Origin of the sequence: Micromonospora sp. NPDC049081, from assembly GCF_040648835.1 — a bacterium.
GTDB lineage: Bacteria > Actinomycetota > Actinomycetes > Mycobacteriales > Micromonosporaceae > Micromonospora > Micromonospora antibiotica.
In genome coordinates this window covers 184,377-206,389 of sequence record NZ_JBEZEK010000008.1, presented here as the reverse complement: position 1 = coordinate 206,389, position 22,013 = coordinate 184,377, and the positions used below count along the sequence as shown (strand labels likewise).

Annotated in this window: 18 protein-coding genes; 12 read left to right on the top strand and 6 right to left on the bottom strand. The window is 74.3% G+C overall.

All coding sequences use genetic code 11. The features are described from left to right. Nucleotides 1–23: 23 nt before the first annotated feature. Nucleotides 24–1,634: an RICIN domain-containing protein gene (locus AB0B63_RS15045; protein WP_357018603.1), complete on the bottom strand. Its 1,611-nt coding sequence runs from the start codon at nucleotides 1,632–1,634 to the stop codon at nucleotides 24–26. Between the two features lie 258 nt (nucleotides 1,635–1,892). Here AB0B63_RS15045 and AB0B63_RS15040 point away from each other — a divergent pair, with 258 nt between their 5' ends. Continuing rightward, nucleotides 1,893–2,540: a DUF2238 domain-containing protein gene (locus AB0B63_RS15040; protein ID WP_208565995.1), complete on the top strand. Its 648-nt coding sequence runs from the start codon at nucleotides 1,893–1,895 to the stop codon at nucleotides 2,538–2,540. A gap of 61 nt (nucleotides 2,541–2,601) precedes the next feature. Here AB0B63_RS15040 and AB0B63_RS15035 read toward each other — a convergent pair whose 3' ends face one another. After that, on the bottom strand, nucleotides 2,602–3,741 hold the full coding sequence (locus tag AB0B63_RS15035; RefSeq protein ID WP_357018599.1) for a CaiB/BaiF CoA-transferase family protein: 1,140 nt from the start codon (nucleotides 3,739–3,741) through the stop codon (nucleotides 2,602–2,604). Continuing rightward, on the bottom strand, nucleotides 3,731–4,897 hold the full coding sequence (locus AB0B63_RS15030) for an acyl-CoA dehydrogenase family protein (protein WP_357018595.1): 1,167 nt from the start codon (nucleotides 4,895–4,897) through the stop codon (nucleotides 3,731–3,733). The genes AB0B63_RS15035 and AB0B63_RS15030 overlap by 11 nt, the downstream gene beginning before the upstream one ends. A gap of 190 nt (nucleotides 4,898–5,087) precedes the next feature. On the opposite strand from AB0B63_RS15030, the gene AB0B63_RS15025 reads away from it, so the two are divergent. Then, nucleotides 5,088–5,786 carry a TetR/AcrR family transcriptional regulator gene (locus AB0B63_RS15025; protein WP_208565992.1) on the top strand — a complete coding sequence of 233 codons (699 nt, stop codon included), beginning with the start codon at nucleotides 5,088–5,090 and terminating at the stop codon, nucleotides 5,784–5,786. On the opposite strand, the gene AB0B63_RS15020 is transcribed toward AB0B63_RS15025, so the two are convergent. Together AB0B63_RS15020 and AB0B63_RS15015 are read right to left on the bottom strand one after the other, a co-directional pair. Next, nucleotides 5,717–6,535, bottom strand: a complete 819-nt coding sequence (locus tag AB0B63_RS15020; protein WP_357018592.1) for an IclR family transcriptional regulator C-terminal domain-containing protein — start codon at nucleotides 6,533–6,535, stop codon at nucleotides 5,717–5,719. The two genes, AB0B63_RS15025 and AB0B63_RS15020, sit on opposite strands and share 70 nt — an antisense overlap. A gap of 62 nt (nucleotides 6,536–6,597) precedes the next feature. After that, nucleotides 6,598–8,058: an amidohydrolase family protein gene (locus tag AB0B63_RS15015; protein ID WP_208565990.1), complete on the bottom strand. Its 1,461-nt coding sequence runs from the start codon at nucleotides 8,056–8,058 to the stop codon at nucleotides 6,598–6,600. A 248-nt stretch (nucleotides 8,059–8,306) separates the two neighbouring features. Between AB0B63_RS15015 and AB0B63_RS15010 the strand changes: the two genes are divergently transcribed. The 10 genes from AB0B63_RS15010 to AB0B63_RS14965 all read left to right on the top strand — a co-directional run bounded on the left by AB0B63_RS15010 (nucleotide 8,307) and on the right by AB0B63_RS14965 (nucleotide 21,135). Further along, nucleotides 8,307–9,467 carry a CoA transferase gene (locus AB0B63_RS15010; RefSeq protein ID WP_357018587.1) on the top strand — a complete coding sequence of 387 codons (1,161 nt, stop codon included), beginning with the start codon at nucleotides 8,307–8,309 and terminating at the stop codon, nucleotides 9,465–9,467. After that, a complete protein-coding gene (locus tag AB0B63_RS15005) occupies nucleotides 9,449–10,246 on the top strand; it encodes a citryl-CoA lyase (RefSeq protein WP_357018584.1) in 798 nt (265 codons plus the stop codon). The genes AB0B63_RS15010 and AB0B63_RS15005 overlap by 19 nt, the downstream gene beginning before the upstream one ends. A 32-nt stretch (nucleotides 10,247–10,278) precedes the next feature. Beyond that, nucleotides 10,279–11,142, top strand: a complete 864-nt coding sequence (locus AB0B63_RS15000; RefSeq protein WP_067308360.1) for an extradiol ring-cleavage dioxygenase — start codon at nucleotides 10,279–10,281, stop codon at nucleotides 11,140–11,142. Further along, nucleotides 11,139–11,501 carry a hypothetical protein gene (locus AB0B63_RS14995; protein ID WP_208565987.1) on the top strand — a complete coding sequence of 121 codons (363 nt, stop codon included), beginning with the start codon at nucleotides 11,139–11,141 and terminating at the stop codon, nucleotides 11,499–11,501. Before AB0B63_RS15000 ends, AB0B63_RS14995 begins: the two co-directional genes overlap by 4 nt. Continuing rightward, on the top strand, nucleotides 11,501–12,493 hold the full coding sequence (locus AB0B63_RS14990) for a zinc-binding dehydrogenase (RefSeq protein WP_244251840.1): 993 nt from the start codon (nucleotides 11,501–11,503) through the stop codon (nucleotides 12,491–12,493). The genes AB0B63_RS14995 and AB0B63_RS14990 overlap by 1 nt, the downstream gene beginning before the upstream one ends. A 154-nt stretch (nucleotides 12,494–12,647) precedes the next feature. Continuing rightward, nucleotides 12,648–13,247 carry a hypothetical protein gene (locus tag AB0B63_RS14985; protein WP_357018580.1) on the top strand — a complete coding sequence of 200 codons (600 nt, stop codon included), beginning with the start codon at nucleotides 12,648–12,650 and terminating at the stop codon, nucleotides 13,245–13,247. 290 nt (nucleotides 13,248–13,537) lie between these two features. Further along, nucleotides 13,538–16,411, top strand: a complete 2,874-nt coding sequence (locus tag AB0B63_RS14980; protein ID WP_357018577.1) for a M48 family metalloprotease — start codon at nucleotides 13,538–13,540, stop codon at nucleotides 16,409–16,411. Between the two features lie 187 nt (nucleotides 16,412–16,598). Next, nucleotides 16,599–17,354: a lytic polysaccharide monooxygenase gene (locus AB0B63_RS14975; RefSeq protein ID WP_357018574.1), complete on the top strand. Its 756-nt coding sequence runs from the start codon at nucleotides 16,599–16,601 to the stop codon at nucleotides 17,352–17,354. 36 nt (nucleotides 17,355–17,390) lie between these two features. Then, nucleotides 17,391–18,068: a DUF305 domain-containing protein gene (locus AB0B63_RS14970; protein WP_357018571.1), complete on the top strand. Its 678-nt coding sequence runs from the start codon at nucleotides 17,391–17,393 to the stop codon at nucleotides 18,066–18,068. A 187-nt stretch (nucleotides 18,069–18,255) separates the two neighbouring features. Further along, complete coding sequence (locus tag AB0B63_RS14965; RefSeq protein WP_357018569.1) at nucleotides 18,256–21,135, top strand: AAA family ATPase; 2,880 nt, start codon at nucleotides 18,256–18,258, stop codon at nucleotides 21,133–21,135. Nucleotides 21,136–21,181: 46 nt separating this feature from the next. Here AB0B63_RS14965 and AB0B63_RS14960 read toward each other — a convergent pair whose 3' ends face one another. Next, the gene (locus AB0B63_RS14960) at nucleotides 21,182–21,919 is read right to left on the bottom strand and encodes a MerR family transcriptional regulator (RefSeq protein ID WP_208565982.1); all 738 of its coding nucleotides are present in this window, start codon (nucleotides 21,917–21,919) and stop codon (nucleotides 21,182–21,184) included. Nucleotides 21,920–22,013: the final 94 nt, after the last annotated feature.

Below are 22,013 nucleotides of genomic sequence, written 5' to 3'. Positions count from 1 at the left end.
CGCGCGATCGTCGGCGGGTCGGGTCAGCAGCGGACGATGGTCGAGTTGGTCAGGGTGACGTTGCTGATGGTCAGGTTGTCGGCGCAGGGGTTCTCCACGATCCGGTTGTTGACCAGGGTGAAGTTGCGCAGGGTGAGGTCCCGGTTGCCGGGGAACTCGGCGCGTTCGGCCAGCCGCACCTCGCCGCCGCCGCTGATCGTGCCGCCGTTGGTGGCCAGGCTCACCCCGTAGCAGTTCTCGATCAGCACGGCGTTGTTGCCGGTGTTGGCGATGTCGACCCGGTCGATCGTCGCCCCGCCGGACTCGGAGACGCAGAAGACGCCCCGGCCGCCGCCCCGGGCCCGGACGGTGCCGACCCGGATGTTGGTCGGGTAGCTGTCGCCGATGCGGCCGTTGCGGTTGGCCATCCGGAAAGCGGCGTAGCCGGTGCCGGTGCCGGCGTTCTCGGCGTCCACGGTGGATACGGTGGCGTTGATCGTCTGGTTGAGCAGCAGGCCGGACTCGCCGACGTTGCGGGCGGTGACGGTGCCCACGGTCAGCCCGTCCACCCCGTACGTCTCGACGGCGTGCGAGCTGGCGCCCGAGACGTACACGGTGTCGATGCGCACGTTGCGGGTCCACTGGCTGGTGTCGCCCCGGTTGTCGATGCGGACCCCGAGGCCGGCGGAGAGCCGCATGTCGAGCTGCCCCAGCACGACGTTGGTGACGTTGCGCAGGAAGACCCCGTAGAGCGGGGTGCCGGTGAGGGTGAGGTGCTGCACCTCGACCTGGGTGGTGCCCCGGGAGTAGACGGGGGCCTGGTCCCCCGAGCCGGTGCCGGTGACGTTGATCGTCCCGCACACGTCGAGGGTGGTGTAGCTGGGCAGCGAGATGCGGGAGTTGGCGCTCATCGTGCCCGAGCCGCGCACCACCACCCGCTGCTTGCTGGTCCGCCCGGCGGTGAGGCTGTTCACCGCGGCCTGCACGGCGGCCCGCAGGTCGGTGCCGGTGTGCACGGTCGTGCCACCGTTGCGGACGGTCCAGGTGCCGCCGGCCAGCACCGCCTCGGCCTGGAACGCGCCGCTGCCGCAGTCGGCCGTGCCGCCCGGCCGGACGAGCTGCCACTGCTGGTTGGCCCCGTCGAGGTCCTGGTACTGGGAGATGGTCGCCCCGTCGGCGGTGGACCGTTCCCACACGTCGAGGGCCTTGCCGGAGTGCCGGTTGAGCAGTCGGACGTAACCGCCCGTGGAGTCGACGAGCCGGAAGTGCTGCCGGGTGTTGCCGCTGGCGGCCGGGTTCTGCACCAGGGCGGTGCCGTCGAGGGCGTTGGGCAGTTCGAGGACCTTGCCGCTGTGCGCCGAGCGGATCTGGTGGTAGCCGCTGCCGACGTCGACGAAGCGCCACCGCTGCACGGCGAGGTCGTTGCGGGTGTACTGCTTGACCGGTGCGCCGTCGGCGGTGGACCAGTCGTACAGGTCCATCGCCTTGCCACTGTTGCGGTTGACGAGCACGTAGTCCACGCCGGGGTCGACGGTGGCCGCCGAGGCGGCCGGTGGGGCGACGGTGGTGGCGGTGGCGACCAGGGCGAGGACGGTGACGGCCAGCAGGCCGGGTCGCCGGGCGCGGGCTCTCCGGGTGGGGGTGACGGGTGGCATGGGGCTCCTTCTGCGGGGGTGTGGTGCCGGGACGGGCGGCCTCCGGCTGTACCGTATCGACAGGGGTGGATTCGGGCAATTGCTCGCCGATCAGTGCCGATCCGGGCAGGCCGGGCCACCGTCCCGTCCGCCGACCGGGGCACCCGTGCGGCCGTCGTGCCGACCGGCCCGCCGGTGCCGGTGCGGTGCGGGGCGCTGTTATCGTCAGCGGCCGGGCGGCGACCGGGCCGCCTGCTCGTCTCCGGACAGGTGGTCGCCGTGACCCGGGCCCGTACGCTCGTCCCGCCCGTGCTGCTGGGCCTCGTCGTCGTGGCGCTGCTGCTGTCCGGCCTGCACCCTTACGACCGGCTCACCTGGCTGCTGGAGACGGTCTGGGTGATCGTCGGGGTGCCGGTGGTGCTACTGGTGTGGCGGCGGTTCCCGTTGACCACCCTGCTGTGCTGCCTGCTGGCGGCGCACGCGCTGATCCTCATCGTGGGCGGGCACTGGACCTACGCACGGGTCCCGTTGGGCGACTGGGTACGCGACGCGCTCGACCTCTCCCGCAACCCGTACGACCGGCTCGGGCACTTCGTGCAGGGCTTCGTCCCGGCGATCCTGGTCCGCGAGATCCTCGTCCGCCGGTCCCCGTTGCGGGGCAGCCGCTGGCTCGCCCCGCTGGTGGTCTGCGCCTGCCTGGCCTTCAGCGCCTTCTTCGAGATGATCGAGTGGTGGTCCTCGGTGGCCGGTGGCTCCGCCGCCGACGACTTCCTCGGCACCCAGGGCGACGTCTGGGACACCCAGTGGGACATGTTCCTCGCGCTGGTCGGGGCGGTCACCTCGCTGACCCTGCTCAGCCGGTGGCACGACCGTCAGCTGCCGGCCGCGACGCCTGCCCGCCCGGCTCCCGCCGTCGCGGTGGGCTGACCGGCCGCGACGCCTGCCCGCCCGGCTCCCGCCGTCGCGGTGGGCTGACCGGCCGGGCAGGTCACGTTCGGTCGGCCCAGTCGTCGAGGACGGTGGCGACGTCCAGCGGGTCCGCCGGGTCCGGTGCCGGGCGCGGCGCAGCGGCGGGCGTCCGGGCGAACCGGGGTGCCGGTGCCGGCTGCACCTCGCCGCCCACCGCGACGAAGGTGCCCCGGGCGGCGTTGTGCGGATGGCGGTGCGCCTCGGTGGGGGCGAGCACCGGCGCGACACAGGCGTCGAGGTCGGCGAAGACCGCCGTCCACTCGTCGCGGGTGCGTTCGGCGAACCGGGCGGTGAACCGGCGGCGCAGCTCCGGCCAGCCGTCCGGGTCGTGCTGGGCGGGCAGCGTCGGGTCGTCGGCCAGGCCAAGCCCGGTCAGCAGGGCGGCGTAGAACGCCGGCTCCAACGCGCCCACCGCCACGAACCGGTCGTCGGCGGTGCGGTAGGTGTCGTAGAACGGGGCGCCGCCGTCGAGCAGGTTGGCACCGCGGGGCGCGGACCACCGACCGTCGCCGAGCATCCCGTGCAGGAACGCGGTGAGCAGCGCCGACCCGTCGACCATCGCGGCGTCGACCACCTGCCCGAGGCCGGAGCGTTCCCGTTCCAGCAGCGCGGCCAGCACGCCGGTGGCGAGCAGCATCCCACCCCCGGCGAAGTCACCCAGCAGGTTCAGCGGGGCGTGCGGGCGTTCACCGGGACGGCCCAGCGGTTCCAGCGCGCCGGACACCGCGATGTAGTCGATGTCGTGCCCGGCGCGGGCGGCCAGCGGACCGTCCTGACCCCAGCCGGTCAACCGGGCGTACACCAGGCGGGGGTTGCGGTCCCGGCAGTTCCGGGGCCCGAAACCGAGCCGCTCGGCCACCCCCGGCCGGTACGCCTCGACCAGCACGTCGGCCCGTTCGACCAGGCGCAGCAGGTCGGCCACCCCGGCGGGGGTCTTCAGGTCCAGGGTGGTGACCCGGCGGCCCCGCTGCAGCGGCCCGGTCGTCGGGGCGGCCAGTCGTCCCGGGCCGGGGCCGCCGGGCCGGTCGACGCGCACCACGTCCGCGCCGAGGTCGGCCAGCACCATGCAGCCGAAGGGGGCCGGGGCCAGGCTCGCCAGCTCCACCACCCGCACCCCGGCCAGCGGCCCGGTGGCGTCGGGCCGGCGGTCAGAGGGCACGGGCGATCAGCTCCTTCATGATCTCGTTGGTGCCGCCGTAGATCTTCTGTACCCGGGCGTCGGCGTACATCCGGGCGATCGGGTACTCGGTGGTGTAGCCGTAGCCGCCGAACAGTTGCAGGCAGCGGTCGACGACCTCGCACTGCCCCTCGGTGAGCCAGGCCTTCGCCATCGCCGCGGTGGCCACGTCCAGCTCGCCCCGGTCGTGCCGGGCGATGCAGTCGTCGAGGAAGACCCGGCTGACCCGGGTGCGGGTGGCGCACTCGGCCAGCACCATCCGGGTGTTCTGGTGGCCGATCAGCGGTTTGCCGAAGGCGGTGCGTTCCTTGACGTACGCGGTGGTCAGCTCCACCGCCCGCTGCATCGCCGCGACCGCCCCGATGCCGATGACCAGGCGTTCCTGGGGCAGCTGCCGCATCATCTGGCCGAAGCCGAGCCCTTCGGCCCCGCCGAGCAGGTGCGTAGTCGGCACCCGCAGGTCGTCGAAGAACAGTTCGGCGGTGTCGTTGCCGTGCAGCCCGATCTTGGACAGCAGCCGGCCCCGCCGGAACCCGGCCCGGTCGTCGGCGACCTCGCAGACCAGCAGGGAGATGCCGGCGGCCCGCTGCGTCGGGTCGGTCTTGACGGCCAGGATGAGCAGGTCCGCGAGGCCGCCGTTGCTGATGAACGTCTTGGCCCCGGTGACCAGGTAGTCGTCGCCGTCGCGGACGGCCCGGGTCCGCATCGCCTGCAGGTCGGAGCCGCCGTCGGGTTCGGTCATCGCGATCGCCCCGACCAGTTCGCCGCGGCACAGGCCGGGCAGCCAGCGGCGTTTCTGTTCGGCACTGCCGTAGGCGACCAGGTAACCGGTGACGATGCCGCTGTGCACGCCGAGGCCGAGGGTGCTCTCCCCGACGTGCGCCTGCTCGTGCAGCAGGACCGCCTCGTGGGTGAAACCGCCGCCTCCGCCGCCGTACTCCTCGGGCACGGACAGGCCGAGCAGGCCCAGCTCGCCGGCACGCCGGTAGTGGTCGCGGTCCGGGTGGCCCTGCGCCAGCAGCCGTTCGGTGTGCGGCAGCACCTCCCGGGTGAAGAAGTCACGGGCCAGGTCGGCGAGGTCGTCGTGCTCGGGCGCGCGCCACGGTGGGGAGTAGTCGTGGAGTCCAGGCGTCGGCATGGATACACCCTCACGCCCTGTTGGCGGCGTGTCAACAATTCCTGATCATCGTCCGGTGGCCCGCCCGGTCTGCCCGAGCGGACCGGTGCCGCACCGGGGCGGGGACACCGGCGCAGCCGCCGCCGCCCGGCTGACGGGACCCGTCGTCGGCCCGGGTGTGTCGCGCCGACCTGCCGATAGGGTGCGGCGGGTGAGCGTTGACACGGAATCACGGCGACGGCGGCTGGAGCCCGACGCCCGGCGCGGGCAGATCCTCGCCTGCGCGGTGCGGCTGTTCGGCGCGCGCCCCTACGCCGACGTGTCCACCACCGACGTCGCCCGCGAGGCCGGGGTGGCCCGGGGCCTGATCAACCACTACTTCGGCACCAAGAAGCAGCTCTACCTGGAGGTCGTCCGGGTGATGGTGACCGTGCCCGGGGTGGCCGTCGAGCGGCTGCCCGCCGGTGACCTGCGCACCCGGGTCGACGCCAGCGTCACCTGGTTCCTCGACGTGGTGTCCCGGCACCGCGATTCCTGGCTGGCCGCGGTGACCGCCGGGGGGATGGGCCACGACGCCGACGTCGCCCGGGTGCTCACCGAGGCCGAGGAGGTCGCGGCGGACAGCGTCCTGGTGGCGGTGGGGCTGGCCGACGTGACCGTCCGCCGGGCCGAGCTGCGCGCCATGATCCGGGCGTACGGCGGGCTGGCCACCGCGACCGCCCGGGAGTGGCTCCAGCGGGGCGCGTTGGACCGTGACCAGGTGCACCTGCTGCTGACCGCCACCCTGCTGACCATCGTGGAGCAGGTCTATCCGGCGGTCGTCGGCCCGGCCGGGGCCGCTCAGGCGGGCGGAGCCGGATCGGGCCGTTGCACCGCCATCGGCACGGTGTCGAGCCGGGCCCAGTCCTGACTGATCCCGGCGGCGGTGCGCAGCAGGCGGGGCAGGTGCTCGTCGGTGAGCCGTTCCAGTGAGGTCTCGGCGGCGTGCACCGTGACGTTGAGCGCGGCCACCACCCGGCCGTCGCCGTCGCGTACCCCGGTGGCGATCGACCGGATGCCGGCGGCCAGGTCCTGGTCGGCCAGGGCCCAGCCGCGTGCCCGCACCTCACGCAGCTCCCGGTCCAGCTCGGCGCGGTCCGGCCGCCAGCGGGCGGTGATCCCGGAACGGCCGGGCACGGACAGTACGGCGGTGAGTTCCGCCGGGGTGAGGGCGGCCAGCAGCACCTTGCCCATCGAGGTGGCCACGGCCGGGAACCGGGTGCCGATGGTCACCGCGAGCGTGACGATCTTGGGCACCGCGACCCGGGACACGTAGACGATGTCGCTGCCGTCGAGCTGGGCCAGCGACGTCGACTCGTCGGTCTCGGTCACCAGCTGTCGCATGTGCGGGCGGGCCACGTCCCAGATGCTCAACGAGTTGACGTAGGCCACGCCCAGCTCCAGCACCCGGGGGGTGAGCGCGAAGCCCCGGTCGGCGGTGCGGACGTAGCCCAACTCCTCCAGGGTGAGCAGGATGCGCCGCACGGTGGGGCGGGCCAGCCCGGTCACCGCCGCGATCTCGCTGAGGGTCATCGTCGGCTGGCCCGGACGGAAGCAGCGCAGCACGTCGAGGCCGCGCGCCAGCGCCTCGATGAAGTCGGTTCCGGCCTCGCGCCCCATGGAGTCCCTTCGCTGGCTGCCCCGCGCCCGGCGGGTGGTCACCCGCCGGGCGCGTCGGATGGCTATTGTTTCCACTGCGCCGAGCCGGCGTCCCACTGGGTGTAGGTGTACGGGTTGTCCAGCACCGCGGTCTCGGGGACGTCCGGGTTCATCCCCTTCTCCCACGCGTCGACGCCCATGGTGTCGGTGAGGTGTTCGACGGTGCGTCCGACGGCGGCGCGGGCGGCGGCGAGGTCGACGCCGACCAGCCGGTGCTCGTGCTTGACCAGCCGGCCGTCGATCAGCACGGTGTGCACGTCGCCGCGCTGGGCCTGGAACACCACGTGGCCGTAGGGGTGCAGGATCGGGAACATCACCGGGGAGTTGTCGTTCTTGATCAGCACCACGTCCGCCTTGCGGCCCGGGGTGAGGGCGCCGACGAGGTGGTCGAGGCCCAGGGCCCGGGCGCCGCCCCGGGTGGCCCACTCCACCACCTGCTCGGCGCGCAGGTGGCAGTGGGTGACGGTCTCCTGCCGACCGTGCGCCTCGAGGTGTTCCCGGGACCGGTCGGCGCTCAGCGTGGCGCGCATCGCGGAGAACAGGTCCCCGCTCCACCAGACGCTGGTGTCCATGGACAGCGAGACCGGGATGTCGTGGTGCCGTAGCTGCCAGGTGGGCGGGTAGCCCTGGCCGGCGCTCTGCTCGCTCTCGGTGGACACCGAGACCGAGCCGCCGGTGGCCGCGATCCGGTGGTACGAGTCGCGGTTGAGGGTGGCGGCGTGCACGTAGACCGTCGAGTCGGTCATGAACCCGTGCTCGTGCATCAGCCGGATGCCGTCGTCGTTGGTGGCCCCCCACACCCCGGCGTGGGTGGTGACCGGCACGCCGAGGTCCCGGGCCACCTCGAAGGCGGCCCGCTCGGGGAAGGCCGGGTCGCCGGTGACGTCGAAGGCCATCTGGAAGCCGAGCCGGTCACCCCGGCCGTGGATGCGACGGGTGACGAAGTCGCGGAACTCGGGGGTGGTGGCCCACTCCCACGGCCCCTGTTGCAGGTTGCCGTAGGCGAGCACGAACCGGCCCGGCACCGCCTCCAGGGCGTCGACGGCGGCGTCGGCGTGCTGCGGGGTCTGTAGGCCGTGTGACCAGTCCACGGTGGTGGTGACGCCGGCGTCGACCGCTTCGATGGCGGCGAGCAGGTTGCCGGCGTGGACGTCCTCGGGGCGGAACAGCTTGCCGGACTCCAGGTAGTACCAGACGAAGTACTGGGTCAGCGTCCAGTCGGCACCGTAGCCGCGCATCGCGGTCTGCCACATGTGCCGGTGGGTGTCGATCATGCCGGGCATGACGATGCCGCCGGCCGCGTCGATCTCCCAGGTGCCCTCCGGCACGGCCAGTTCCGCGCCGACGGCGGCGATCCGGTCGTCGATCACCAGCACGTCGGCGCGGGGGAGCACCGTGTGGGTGTCGTCCATGGTCAGCACCAGGCCGTTGCGGAAGACCACCGGCTGGCCTGCCGCCGGTGTCCGCCCCTCGTTCGCACTCATCGCCGCCACTTCCGTTCCGGGGTGCCTGCGGACGCTTGTCCGCTCTACGGTCAGATCAGGTTTCGCCAGTGTGTTCCCGGTCACCGGCCATGTCAAGAGCACGTTACCGACGTGTCTCCGGTTGCTTTCTAACGCGTGGACCTGGGAGTTTCCCGAGAATTTAGTCGAGGTGTTGACGTCTCATAGAGTCATCGGGAAACTGATCGAGCGGACATTCGTCCGCCTGGCGGTCAACGAGAGGGTGGATCATGGCGGAGGAGACACCGGGCCGGACCGGCCCGCTGCACGGCGTCGTGGTGGCCGACTTCTCCCGCATCCTCGCCGGGCCGTACGCCACCATGCTGCTGGCCGACCTCGGCGCCGAGGTGATCAAGGTGGAAGGGCCCGGCGGCGACGACACCCGCACGTGGATGCCCCCGGTCCGCGACGACGTCTCCACCTACTACCTGGGCATCAACCGCAACAAGCGGTCCATCGCCCTCGACCTGAAGGACCCCGACGACCTGGCCGTGGCCCACCGGCTGGCCGCCCGGGCCGACGTCCTGATCGAGAACTTCAAGCCCGGCGGGCTGCGCCGCTTCGCCCTCGACTACGACACCGTGGCCGCCGGCAACCCCCGGGTGGTCTACGCCTCGATCAGCGGGTTCGGCACCGGCGCGGGCGCGGCCTACCCCGGATACGACCTGATGGTGCAGGCGATCTCCGGCCTGATGAGCCTCACCGGCGACCCGGACGGCTCGCCCTACCGGGCCGGCATCTCCGTGTTCGACGTGATGGCCGGGCTGCACGCGTCGATCGGCATCCTGGCCGCCCTGCACCACCGCCACGACTCGGGGCGCGGCCAACACGTCGAGGTCAACCTGCTTTCCTCGGCCCTGTCCGGGCTGGTCAACCACAGCAGCGGCTACGTCGCGGGCGGAGTGGTGCCCTTCCGGATGGGAAACGCCCACCCCAGCCTCTTCCCGTACGAGCCGTTGCCCGTCGCCGACGGCGAGCTGATCGTGATCGCCGGCAACGACGGGCAGTTCCGCCGGCTCTGCCAGGTGCTCGACCTGCCGGAACTGGTCGACGACCCCCGGTTCACCCGCAACCAGGACCGCACCGCCAACCGGGAGGCACTGCGCCCGCTGCTGGTCGAGCGGCTGCGCCGGCGCACCCGCGACGAGTGGTTCACCGACCTGATGGCCGCCGGGGTGCCCTGCGCCCCGATCAACACCATCGACGGCGGGGTCGCGTTCGCCGAACGCCTCGGGCTGGACCCGGTGGTCACCGTCGGCGAGGGCCCCGCCGCGGTCCCCGGCATCCGGCACCCGATCACCCTTTCGGACACCCCCGCGCGGTACGGCACCCCGCCGCCCGCGCTCGACGAACACGGCGAGGAGATCCGCGCGTGGCTGACCGGCAGCTAGACTTCCCGACCTCGATCGGCACCTCCGACCCGACCACCATCCGGCTGCTCGGTCAGGACCTGGCCGGCGACCTGATGGGCCGGGTGGGCTTCGGTGAACTGGCCTTCTGGCTGGTCGCCGGGCGTCGCCCCGGCCCCGGCGAGGTCCGCGTCTTCGAGACCGTCCTGGTGGCCCTGGCCGACCACGGCTTTACCCCCACCGCGATCGCCGCCCGGCTGACGTACCTCAGCGCGCCGGAGGCGTTGCAGGGCGCGATCGCCGCCGGTCTGCTCGGCGGCGGCTCCCGCTTCCTCGGCGTCACCGAGGACTGCGGCCGGTTCCTCGCCGACACCCTCGCCGGTCTCGCCGAGACACCCACCGACGACGCCGGCTGGGACGCCGTCGCCCTGGACGCGGTCCGCGCCGCCCGCGCCGCCAAGCGCCTGGTGCCGGGGCTCGGCCACCCGGTGCACAAGGAGACCGACCCGCGCACCCCGGTGCTGATCGCGATCGCCGAGCAGGAAGGGCTGCGCGGGCCGCACCTGCGGCTGTTCGAGGCGATCGGCCGGGTCCACCCGCAGGTGCTCGGCCGCACCCTGCCGCTCAACGGCGCGGGGGTGTGCGGCGCGGCCCTGGCCGACCTCGGCCTGCCCATCGACCTGCTGCGCGGCTTCGCGCTGCTGGCCCGCACCGCCGGCCTGCTCGGCCACCTCGCCGAGGAACGCCGCCGCCCGCTCGGCATGGACATCTACCGCACCGTCGACCGCAACGCCCGGTACGTGCCGGACGACGCCGACTGATCCCCACCCCACCGTCTGCGAGAGGAGCGGCCATGGCCCAGGTCGTCGCGGTCATCGCCTCCACCCACCACCCGTTCTACTACCGCGCCACCACCGCCACCGGCGAGGACCGGCCCCCGTTCGCCGACGAGTGGGCCCGCAAGATCCTCGCCTTCCGGGAGACCCTCACCCGGGCGAACCCGGACGTGCTGGTCATGGTCGGCTCGGACCACTTCCACCAGCTCTGGCTGGACAACATGCCGCAGTTCCTGGTCGGCAAGGCCCCGTTCTACGACGCCAACTGGTACAACGAGGAACGCGAGTTCGGGCTGCCCCGGATGCTGCTGCGCGGCCAGGAGGACCTCTCGGCCCACGTGCTGCGGGCCGGCCTGGACGCCGGTTTCGACCTGGCGTTCAGCAACGAGCTGCGCATCGACCACAGCATCACCTGCCCGATCATCACGCTGCGGCCCGAGGCGGACCTGCCGATCGTGCCGATCTACACCAACATCTTCGCCCCGCCGCTGCCGCAGCCGAAACGGTTCGTGCAGCTCGGCGCGGCCATCCGGGAGATCGTCGAGAGCTGGCCCAGCCACCTGCGGGTGGCCGTCATCGGCACCGGCCACCTGTCGTTGGAGCTGGGCGGGCCCCGCCAGTTCGGCCCCCAGGGCCCCGACCCGGAGTTCGACCGCCGGGCGGTGGAGTGGATCGCCAACGGCGACCTCGACGGCTGCCTGTCCGAGGTGACCCTGGACAGCCTGCACGCCCCCGGCAACGCCACCCACGGCTTCATGGACTTCATGCTGATGATGGGGGTGGCCGGTGCGGGCGCCAAGGCCGACCACGTGGACACCCTGGACCTGTTCCACACCATGGAGGCGTACTTCACCTGGTATCCGAACGGAGCGCCGGCATGAGCCGCTACCTGGTCGACAAGTTCCTCTACACCGTCGACCGCGATCCGGAGCTGGTCGAGCGCTACCGCACCGACCCGCACGCCACGGTCGCCTGGTGGGAGGCCGAACGCGCCAATGCCGTGCTGAACTGCACCACCGGTGAGGCGAGCACCTGGCTGCGGTTCACCGACGAGGAACGCGACGCGCTGGCCAGCCACGACCACGTCCGGCTCTTCGCTCTCGGCGCCCACCCGTTCCTGACCTTGACCCTGTTCATCGCCATGTTCGAGCGGGACCACGACGAGCCGATGGCCTACCAGAAGCAGTACGGCCTGCGGTTGGCCCACTTCTCGCTGCCCTACCCGGACATCGCCACCTGATGACCGCCGGACCCGACGCCGCGTCGATGCCCGCCGTCGTCGTCACCGGTCACGGCGAGCCACCCGAGGTGGTCACCCGCCCCCGCCCGGTGCCGGCCGAGGGTGAGGTGCGGGTACGGGTCACCGCCGCCCCGCTGACCCCGCTGGACCTGCTCTGCGCCTCGGGCACCTCCTACCTGGGCGCCCCGGCGCTGCCGTACGTCCCCGGGGTGCAGGGCGTGGGCACCCTCGACGACGGCACCCCGGTCTGGTTCCCGACCCGGGCGGGACTGGCCCCCGGTGACGGCAGCCTGGCCGGGTACGCGGTGGTTCCCGCCGCCGACCCGGTCGTGCTGCCGGACGACGCCGACCACTGCCTGGTGGCTGCCCTCGGGCTCTCGGCGGTCGCCGCCTGGGCGGCGTTGACCCTGCGGGGTGGCCTGCGCCCCGGTGAGGTGGTGCTGGTGCTGGCCGCCGGTGGCACGGTCGGTCAGGCCGCGGTGCAACTCGCCCGGCTCGCCGGGGCGGGCCGGGTGGTCGCGGCCTGCCGGTCCGACGCCGCCGTCTACTCCGCCCGCCGCTGCGGCGCGGACGCGGTGGTCCGGCTCGCCGACACCGACGAGCCGGAGACCCTTGCCCGGCGGTTCCGGCAGGCCGCCGCCGGCCCGGTGGACCTGGTGCTGGACCCCCTGTTCGGGGTGCCCGCCGCGGCGGCCCTGCGCGCCCTGGCCCCGGGTGGCCGGCTGGTCAACCTCGGCGGCTCGGCCGCACCGACCGCGACGATCGACTCGGCGACCCTGCGCGGCGGGTCGTTGCGGATCCTGGGCTACACCAACAACGAGCTGACCGCCGCCGAACGCGCCACGGCGATCGCCCTGGTCGCCGGGCACGCCGCCGCCGGTCGGCTGACCGTCACCCACCAGGTACGGCCGCTGGCCGAGGCGGCGCAAGCCTGGGCCGACCAGCGCGCCGGCACCACCGCCGGCCGGTTCGTGCTGGTGCCCCCGGGCTGACCGTCCGCTCCGTGCAGCCCGTCGGCGGCGGCGTCGGCCGGTCGGCTTCCATCCGGCCGACCGGCGATGCCGTCGGCTGCGGGCGGGAGCAGGTCGCTGACCGATTCCCGACCGCCGCTGCCGCCGGGTTGCCCACCGGCGTGAGGATGAGGCGGTGCTCGAGCTATCACCGCGGGTCGCCGACCTCGTCGTCGATGCCGCCCGTACGGCCGTCGCCCGTTACGCCCCGGAGGAGCTGGAGGTCTTCGACGCGGTCGCCGCCGACTGGCGGGCCGGCACCGGGCGACCCGCCCGGACGTCGAGGGCACCGGGCAGCGCCGTCGGCTTCGGCATCGACACGTCACTGGTCGGCGAGCTGTTCCTGCAGGCGGTCGCCGCCGCCACCAGCGAGGTGCTCGTCCTGGGTGCGACCGGGATCGGCACCGGGATCCTGGCCGGCTGGCGTCGCCGCCGTCGCCCGGCCGAACCGTCCCCGGGCACCGAACCGTCCCCGGGCACCGAACCGTCGTCGACCCCGCCGGCCGGGGACCGGGACGGCACGTCGGCCGATCCTCGACCGGCCGTCTCCGCGTCCGCCGCCCCGCTTCCCGGCACACCGGCACAGCAGGACCGGCTGGAGCTGACCGCCGAGCAGGCGGTCCTGCTGCGGGCGGCCTGCCGGCGGCACGCGCTCGCGCTGGGCCTGTCTCCGGAGGCGGCCGACCTGCTCGCCGACGCCACGATCGGCGCGACGGTCACCCCGGACGACCGGTGACCGGACCCGCCACCGGACCGCCCGGTCCGGTCGACGCGGCCGGTCCGGGCGCCACCCGTCCCGCCGGGGCACCCGCCTCGGCGTCGGGCGCCGGTGGGCCTGCCCCGGCGTCGAGCGCTGCTGGTCCCGCCTCGGCGTCGAGCGCTGCTGGTCCCGCCTCGGCGTCGAGCGCTGCTGGTCCCGCCTCGGCGTCGGGTGCCGGTGGGCCCGGCCCTCGGCACCCCGTCGGGGCGGTCGGCGCGCGATCCGGTCCCGCACCGGACCGGCTGGGCTGGTGGTACCTGCTCGTGGTGGCGGCGCTCGGCGCGGTGGGTATCGGTGCGGGAGACCTGTACTTCCTCGCCGACCGGTCGCTCAGCCTGCCCTGGGCGGTGGCGTTCGACGCCTGCGAGCGGGCGTTCGGGGCGACCACCGTCGACCCGGTGCCACCCGGGTTCACCGACTGCCTGGCCGAGCCGACCCGACAGCGGGCCCTGGTGCTGCTCGTCGCGGTCGCCGTCGTGCTGGGCTGCGCGGCGGTGCTGCTGGTGGCGGTGCCGGCGGTCGACCTGTGGCGGCTACGTCGGCACCGGCGTTACACCGTCGGCGCGGCGGCGCAGCGGTTCGCCGTGCTCTGCGCCGCCGAGGGACTGACCGGCCGGGATCGACCGCGCCTGCTGATCGCCGGTCCACCGGTGCGGCAGGCGTTCACCGTGGGGGTCGTCGGTCGACGGCCGATCGTCGTCCTCCCGGTCGGGCTCGCCCTGGCCCACCGGGACCCGCGACGGTTCGACCCGGTGGTGCGCCACGAGCTGGCCCACGTCCGGGCCCGGGACGTGGTGTGGGTGGCCGCCGTCCGCGCCCTGGTCTGGTTGCCCCTGCCGGCCGTCGCCGTCGGTGGGCTGCTGGAGGTCGGCGTGTTCGGACCGAACCGGACCGTCGCCGGGGCGTTCCTGCGGGCCGGGCTGCTGGCCACCCTGGTCGCCGTGCTGTCGGCGGCTTTGCTGCGGGCGCGTGAACGGGCGGCGGACCGGCAGGCGGCCCGGGACGACCAGGCCGGGGCACTGACCGCCCTGCTGCGCCCCGACGGCGGCGGACGGGTGCGCGGCGGGCCGGCGCGGGCAGCGCTGCGGACGGTGTTCGCCCGGCATCCGACTCCTGAGCAACGGATCAGGTCGCTGCGGGAGCCGTCGGACCGGCGCGGCGGTGAGTTCACCCAGGGGGTGGCGGTCGGCGCGGTGACGGTGGTGAGCATGGCCGCCGTCCACGAACTCGTCGCGAACGCGCACTACCCGGCGCTGGGCTGGCTGCCCCGGCTGGTCGACGTCTGGGTCGCCGCCGTGCTGCTCGTCGGCGGGCTGTTTCCGTCGCTGCTGCGGCGGGCGACCACCGCCCACCGGTCCGCGACCGCGCCCGGCTGGTGGCGTCCGGTCGCCGGTACGGGCCTGGGTCTGTTCGGCGCGACCCTGGTCGTCGCCATGCTGCCACTGCCCGGCAGTGCGGGACTCTTCCTCGCCGAGGGAGCGGTCGCCGGTCTGGTCTTCGCCGCGGTGACCGGCGTGCTCGGCGCGGGCGCGGTGGCGCTCTGCGTGCTCGTCGCGTCGGCGCTGGCCGACCTGACCCGACCTCGCACCGGCAGCTGGCGGTACGCCGGGCATGCCACCGCCCTCGCGGTGACGGTCGCGGTGCTCTGGCCGGTGCCGGGGCTGCCGCCGCTCTGGTCCGACCCGGAGCTGGTGCGGATCTGGCTGGCCTACGACCTGCCCGACACCGGTTGGCTGTTGCTCGCCCTCGGGCTGCCGGTGCTGCTGGGCGTGCGCTTCCTGGTGACCGTCCGACGCGCCGACCGGCACCACGCCGGCTCCCTGGCCCGCCGGATGGTCGACTCGACCCGGGTCCGGGTGGTCGCGGTCGCCGTGCTGGTCGGCGCCGGTGGTGCGGTCGGGCAGCTGCGGTTCGCCCCGCCGGGCACCCTCGACGAGGCGGTCGGTGACGCACAGGCCCGTGGGCTTCTCACCGGGCTCGTCGGCGTCGTCGTCCTGGTGATCACCGCAGCCGGGAGCGACCCTGGTCCGACGAGCGATCCCGGTGCCGCGTCCCCGTCGGATCCCGGGGCCGGTCATTCACCCGCCCCGGGCAGTCGGGGCGGGGTCGCGGACCGGCTCGGTGGGGCGTTGCTCGCCGCGGTCGCGGCGACCCTCGGGTCGGCGCTGGTGCAGTACCTGGACGCGGTCCTGGCCGGGCGGTCCGCCGACGGGTCGGCGTTGCGGCTGACCGTGGGCAACCCGCTGGTCTGGCTGCTGTATCTGGCGGCCCTCGTCGTGCCGGTGCTGCTGCTGCCCCGGGCCGTACCCCGCCGGTGGGTGCTGCCGACCCGGCTGGTGCTGCCGACGGTGGCGTCGATCGTGCTGACGGTGACCGTGCTGGTGCTCGGGCCGGGGGTACCCGGCGTCCGGGTCCCGGTGCCGACGGCCGGCACCTCGTCTGCCTCCCGCGCAGCCCCTGACGCGCCGACCCCGTCGGCACGGGTGGTCCCCGACCCGCCGTCCGCCGCCGCCCCGACATCCGCCGTCGGCCCGTCCGCTGCCGGCCCGCCGCCCGCTGCCGGGCGACGACTCACCACCGCCGAGACGCGGGTCGCCGTCGATGTCGTCCGGTCGGCGCTACCGACGTCGTGGGAGTCCCGACCGGTCACCGCCGCCGGCAACGATCGGATCGAGCCTACCGAGTGTGTCCCGCTGGCCCGCGACAGCTACCTCGACCGGCTCCGACCGGGGGAGCGGGCCCGGGCGGCGGCGCGGTACGCCACCCCACGCGGCCGACTCGGCATCGCCTCGACCACGGTGGAGGTCGGTGTCACCTCGTACGTCGGGCCGGTGGGCGGGGGCGTGTTCGCCGCCGCCGAGACCGCCCGGGCCGCCTGTCGGCGGTTCGTCAGCGGTGGCGTGCGGTTCACCGTCGGGGGTCGACCCGCCCCGGCCCTGGGTGAGCAGTCCTGGCGGGTCGACTATGCGCTGGCCGTCGGTAGCGGGCGGAGCCGGATCACCGGTGCGACGGCATTCGTCCTGGTGCGGGTGGGACACAACCTGGTCGCCGTGTCCATGGTCGTGACGGCACAGCCGTTGGACGAGCGGCTGCTCACCGCTGTGGTGACCACCGTGGTCGGTGCCCTCGGTCCGCCCTGACCGTCCACGACCCACACCGGGCGGCCGATCGGACGGCGTCCCGCCCGACGCGGAACCGTCTGCCACCTTACTGTTAACAAACTTTAAATTACCGTGGGGGCAGTCACCGGGTTCGATCCGAGCGGCGCGGCGCAGGGACGTCCGGCGCCCGCCGTCGACCGCACGTCCCGCCCCGAGGAGGGTCCCCATGCGTCGAACCGTCACCGTCCCCCTGCTGGCGACAGGTGCCGTCGTCACCTCCCTGGGCCTGGCCGCGCCCGCCCAGGCCCACGGCTACGTCTCCGCCCCGCCCAGTCGCCAGGCCCTCTGCGCCCAGGGGACAGTGCCCGACTGCGGTCAGATCCGGTACGAGCCGCAGAGCGTCGAGGGTCGTAAGGGGCTGCGCAGTTGCAGCGCCGGGATCGCCGGGTTCGCCGTCCTCGACGACGACAACCGGGGCTGGCCGGCCACCCCGGTCGGCAGCACACTCACCTTCACCTGGGTGAACACCGCCCGGCACGCCACCAGCAACTGGGAGTACTTCGTCGGCGACACCCGGGTCGGTGTCGTCGACGGCGGCGGCCGGCAACCCGAGGCCACCGTCTCGCACACCGTCAACCTGGGCGGCCTCACCGGCCGGCAGAAGATCCTCGCCGTCTGGAACATCGCCGACACCGCCAACGCCTTCTACTCCTGTGTGGACGTGCAACTCGGCGGCGGTGGCCCGACCCCCACGCCGACCCGTACCCCGACTCCCACCCCGACCCCCACCCGTACGGCCACCCCGCCCCCGACCACCCCGGCCCCCTCGCCGACCGTCGGCGGCACCTGGACCGCCGGCCGCAGCTACCAGGTCGGCGACCTCGTCACCTACCAGGGGGCGAGCTACCGGTGCCGGCAGGCGCACACCGCGCTCCCGGGCTGGGAACCGCCGTACGTGCCCGCCCTGTGGACCCGGGTCTGACCGGCGTCGACCGTGCCCGTCCACCGAATCCGGGCCGTGCCGGTACCCCGGCAGGCGGATGGCGTAGCGCCACCGTCCACCATCGACCGCACCCGGTCCGACCGCCGCCGTCCCGGCCTGCGCCGGCTGGGTGTCGTGGTCGGCGCGGTCGTGCTGCTCACCGGGTGCGCGCCCGCCGTGTTCCCGGCCACCCCGGGGCCGCCCCCGTCGAGCGGGTCCGGCCCGCCGCCCGTGATCGGCGGATCCGACCTGGTGTTCCTGCACACCATGACGGCCCACCAGGAGCGCACCCTGGTCATCGTCCGGGTCGCGCCGCAGCGGATCCGCCACCCACGACTGCGTACCCTGGTCGCCGCCATAGACGCGACCGAGACCGACGAGGTCGCCCAGGCCCGCGAGTGGCTGCGCGCCGCCGGGGCGGAGCCCGGCGGGCACCGGCACGAGCATCCTTCCCCGGGCGGCGGCGCACCCGACCCGGGCGGCGGCGCACCCGACCCGGTGTCCAGGCTGCGGGACACCCCCGTCACCGGGTACGACGCCGCCCTGGTGGCGGTGCTGGTGGTGCAGCAACGGCAGGCGGCCGGGCTGGCCCGGGCCCACCGGGCGTCGGCGGTCTCCCCGACCGTGCGCGACCTGGCCCGGCGCATCGACGAGTCCCGTACCGCGCAGGTCCAGCTGCTCACCGAGCTGCCGGTGGCCCGGGTCGCGCCCTGACCGGGCGGGCAGCCGGCCGGCCCCGCCAGCCGACGTCGGCAGTACGGTGGGGTGCCGGAGCCATAGCGCAAGCGGCTGAAATAACCACCCGTACGGTCAGCGGGTGGGAGTCGTTCGGCCACCCCGACGGAATCGATGTTCCTCGTCTTCCTCGGTCCCCGGTATAGTCCCGTCAATCCTCATTGGAGTGTCGCAGGGAAAGCACGTGATCTGCGTGATGGCAGCTGGGCTGGAGAACGCGGTGGCCGGCCCACCATTCGTCGGGCGGCACCCGGAGATCGCGCGTCTGCGCGCCGCGCACGTCGACCGCGTACGCACCGCGACGCAGGTGGTCTGCGAGGTGGTGGGCGACCCCGGCATCGGCAAGACCCGCTTCGTGCACGCGGCGTTGGACCGCTGCGCCCCGGCCCTGCCCCTCGTCGTCGGCACCGGCGCGGAGGCCGAACAGGGCATCCCGTTCCACGTCTTCCGGCACGCCTTCGGCACCGCCCGGCCAGCCCGGGCCGACCCACGGCGACCTCCCACCGGTGGGGCCGAACCCGACGGAGCGCTGCTGCCCCGCTTCGCCGGCCCGGTCGACGTGCGGCTGTTCCGCACCTATCAGCTGGCCCGCCGGCTGCTCGCCCTGGCCGCCCGGGACGGGCTGACCCTCGTCCTGGACGACCTGCACTGGGCCGACACCGCCTCCATCGGGCTCGTCACCCATCTGCTGCGTTACCCGGTGCCCGCGCCGCTGCTGCTGATCCTGGCCTACCGGCCCCGGCAGATGGCCACCGCGATGCCGTTCGGCCCACCGGCCACCGGCGTCCCGGCGGGTCGGTGCCGGGAACGCATCGAGCTGGAGCCGCTCAGCCTCGCCGAGACCGTCGAACTCTACCCGGACGACGACCCGGATGAGCTGGACGAACGCCACGAGTGGGCCGCCGGTGTCCCCGGCTACCTCACCGCGCTGGCCGGCGTCGTGCCGACCAGTGACCGTAACGCCCCGTCGACCGGCCCACCCCGGCTCACCGACCGGGCGGTGGCCACCCTGCGTGCCGAGTGGGCCGGCCTGCCCCCGGCCGACACGGCGTGCCTACGCGCCGCCGCAGTGCTGGACACGCCGTGCGCGGTGGAACTGCTCGCCGAGGTGGCCGGCCTGCCCCCACCGCTGGTCAACGAGTCCGCGTGGCGTCTGGTCCGCCGTGACCTGCTGCGGGTCGTCCCGGCGACCTCGCGGTTCACCTTCCGACATCCGCTGCTGCGCTCGGCGGTCCGTCAGGACACCGACCCGGCCTGGCGGGCCGAGGCCCACCACCGGGCGCTGACCGCGTTGCTCGCCGGGGACGCGCCTCCGGCGGAACGGGCGGGGCAGGCCGAACAGCTGCTCGGCCTGCCCCACGACCGGCCGGTCGAACCGTACGTCGAGGTGCTCTGCCGGGCCGCGAGGGAGATCCGCCGCGAGGCCCCGGAACTGGCCGTCCGTTGGCTGCGGGCGGCGTTGCGCGCGTTACGCCCACCGGCCGGCTCTCCCGACAGCCGGCACGACGTCACCCTGCTGTTGGCCCGGATCACCGGGGAGGCGGGCGACCTCGCCGAGAGCCGGACGTTGCTGCGGGAGGTCGTCCCGGAGCTGCCCGCCGACCCGGCGGGTCGGCGGGCAGCCGCCGTCGCCCAGTGGGTGCGGGTGGAACGACTGTTGGGCAACTACGCGGAGGCCGCCGCGATCAGCCGCCGGGAGCTGATCAGGATGCCGACGCCGAGCGCCGGGGCGTACCAGCTCGCCACCGAACTCGGTGCCGTCGGCATCCTGTCCGGCCACCCCGCGCCGGTGCCCGGCGGCGCACCCGACGGTGATGCCAGCGGCATCGACCGGGCCGGTCTGCTCGCGGTACGGGTTCTCGCCGCCGCCCACGACGGTGACGTCGCCATCGCCCGGGACCTGCTCGCCACCGCGACGCCGATCGTCGACGCGCTGCCCGACCGGGACCTGCGCGACCACCCCGACTGTCTGCTGGCCCTGGGCCTGGCCGAGCTGTTCCTGGAACGCCCCGCCGACGCCAGCCGGCACCTGGACCGCGGCATCGCCCTGGTCCGTGACGCCCACCGCGACGACGGCCTGTGCCAACTGCTGCTCGGCCGCAGCCAGGTGGCCTACCACCGGGGGCAGCTCGGCACGGTGATCGCGCTGGCCACCGAAGCCGGGACCGTCGCCCGCCGGATCGGCAGCCGTTCCCTGCTCAGCTTCGCCCTCGCGTTCGAGGCGCAGGGCACCGCCTGGCGGGGCGGCCCCCGCGACGACGAACGCGCGGTGGCGCTGGCCCGCGGCGCGGTGGAGTACGCCAGTGACCTGGACAGCTGGTCCGGACGCACCGCGGCGACCGCGTTGGCCACCGCGACCCTGCTCGCCGGTGACCCGGTCACCTGCCGGGAGATGCTCACCGACGCCGGTGGGGACAACCGACTGACCCGCCTCCAGGCATCCCTGCGTCCGATGTGGCACGAGCTGCTCTGCGCCGCGGCGCTGGCCGCCGGGGAACTGCCCGAGGCGCAGCGCCGGGCCGAGGCCGCGTTGGTGGCCGCCGACCTGATCGACCTGCCCGGGCAGCGCGCCTTCGCCGAGTCGGCGTACGGGGAGGTGCTGCTCGCCCGTGGGGAGGTGGCGGCAGCCATGCCCTACCTGCGTGCCGCGGCGGACCGGTTCCGGGCCGCCGGCATGGTGTTGCGGCACAGCCTGGCCCTGGTCTCGATCGCCCGCGCGGCGGACGTGGTGGACCAGGGCGGTCCCACCGCCGCCCGGGCCCGCCACCGGGCGTTGGAACTGGCGGCCCGGTGCGGCACCGACCGGGTCGGCCTGCGGCTGGCCCGACCGCTGCGGGCGCTCGCCGAGACCGCGCTGACCGACCGGGAGTGGCACATCGCCCGGCTGGCCACCACCGGTGTCACCAACCGGCTGATCGGCCGTCAGCTCCACATCAGCCCCCGCACCGTGGAGGCGCACCTGACCCGGATCTACCGCAAGGCGGGGGTGGAGTCCCGGTCCGGTCTGGTCGCCTGGGTGTCCCGCTTCGACGACACGGACCGCTGACCGGCCCCGCGACGCAGGAGCGGCCCACGGGTCGGTCACGACGCGGTCAGCCGTTGTCGACGGGCCGCTGCGGGCCGGGCGGATTCTCCAGCAGGTCCGCGATGTAGGCCTCCGCCTGCTCCTCCACCGCCAGCCGGAACGCCTCGGTGAGCACGTTGACCACCCCCTGGGTCAGCAGGATCGTCTCCCGGTCCACGTCGGACCACGACGGACGGTCACCGGTGCCACCCAGTTCGGGGGCGAGGGCCAACATCCGGGCGGTGACGGCCGCGACCAGCTCGTCGGCGAGGGGCCGGACGCTGTCCAGCACCTCGCTGAGCGCCTGCAACGCCGGCACCGTGCCCATCCGTACCCGGTGCAGGTCCAGCGCGGCGCGCAGCGGCCGGGGCCGCACCGTGCGGACCGTGCCGTCGGGGGCACGTCCGAGCACCCCGTGCCGGGTCAGCGCGTGGGTGAGCGCGGGCCGTTCGGTGGCCAGCCGTTGCAGCATCGCGGTCAGGCCGTCGGGTGCCTCGTCGCCGCTGCGCACGCCGAGCATCGCCTCGATGGAGACCAGGTTGAAGCCCTGCCGTTGCAGGGTCAGGATGGCCTCGAGGCGGCGGACGTGGGAGTCGTCGTAGAGCGCTACCCGACCCCGGCGCACCGGTGGGGCCAGCAGCCGGCGGGCCTGGTGGGCGCGGATGTTGCGCGCCGACATCCCCACCTTGCGGGCTAGCTCCTCCACGGTGTATCCGACCGCGGTGCCGGCGGTAGCCGGCCCGGTCGTCACCCGGTCGATGGTCACGGTGGCCTCCGCAGGCGTCGGGGACGGGGTACGGCGACCTGCCAACCGGTTGCGGCGGACGGCGGGACTCCCCGGGGCCGAGCGTATGACCGGG

Coding starts and splice junctions, on each gene's coding strand:
- AB0B63_RS15045 (WP_357018603.1), bottom strand. CDS start 1,634: ATGCCACCCGTCACCCCCACCCGGAGAGCCCGCGCCCGGCGACCCGGC.
- AB0B63_RS14995 (WP_208565987.1), top strand. CDS start 11,139: ATGAGCCGCTACCTGGTCGACAAGTTCCTCTACACCGTCGACCGCGAT.
- AB0B63_RS15000 (WP_067308360.1), top strand. CDS start 10,279: ATGGCCCAGGTCGTCGCGGTCATCGCCTCCACCCACCACCCGTTCTAC.
- AB0B63_RS15020 (WP_357018592.1), bottom strand. CDS start 6,535: ATGGGGCGCGAGGCCGGAACCGACTTCATCGAGGCGCTGGCGCGCGGC.
- AB0B63_RS15030 (WP_357018595.1), bottom strand. CDS start 4,897: ATGCCGACGCCTGGACTCCACGACTACTCCCCACCGTGGCGCGCGCCC.
- AB0B63_RS15015 (WP_208565990.1), bottom strand. CDS start 8,058: ATGAGTGCGAACGAGGGGCGGACACCGGCGGCAGGCCAGCCGGTGGTC.
- AB0B63_RS14990 (WP_244251840.1), top strand. CDS start 11,501: ATGACCGCCGGACCCGACGCCGCGTCGATGCCCGCCGTCGTCGTCACC.
- AB0B63_RS15010 (WP_357018587.1), top strand. CDS start 8,307: ATGGCGGAGGAGACACCGGGCCGGACCGGCCCGCTGCACGGCGTCGTG.
- AB0B63_RS14975 (WP_357018574.1), top strand. CDS start 16,599: ATGCGTCGAACCGTCACCGTCCCCCTGCTGGCGACAGGTGCCGTCGTC.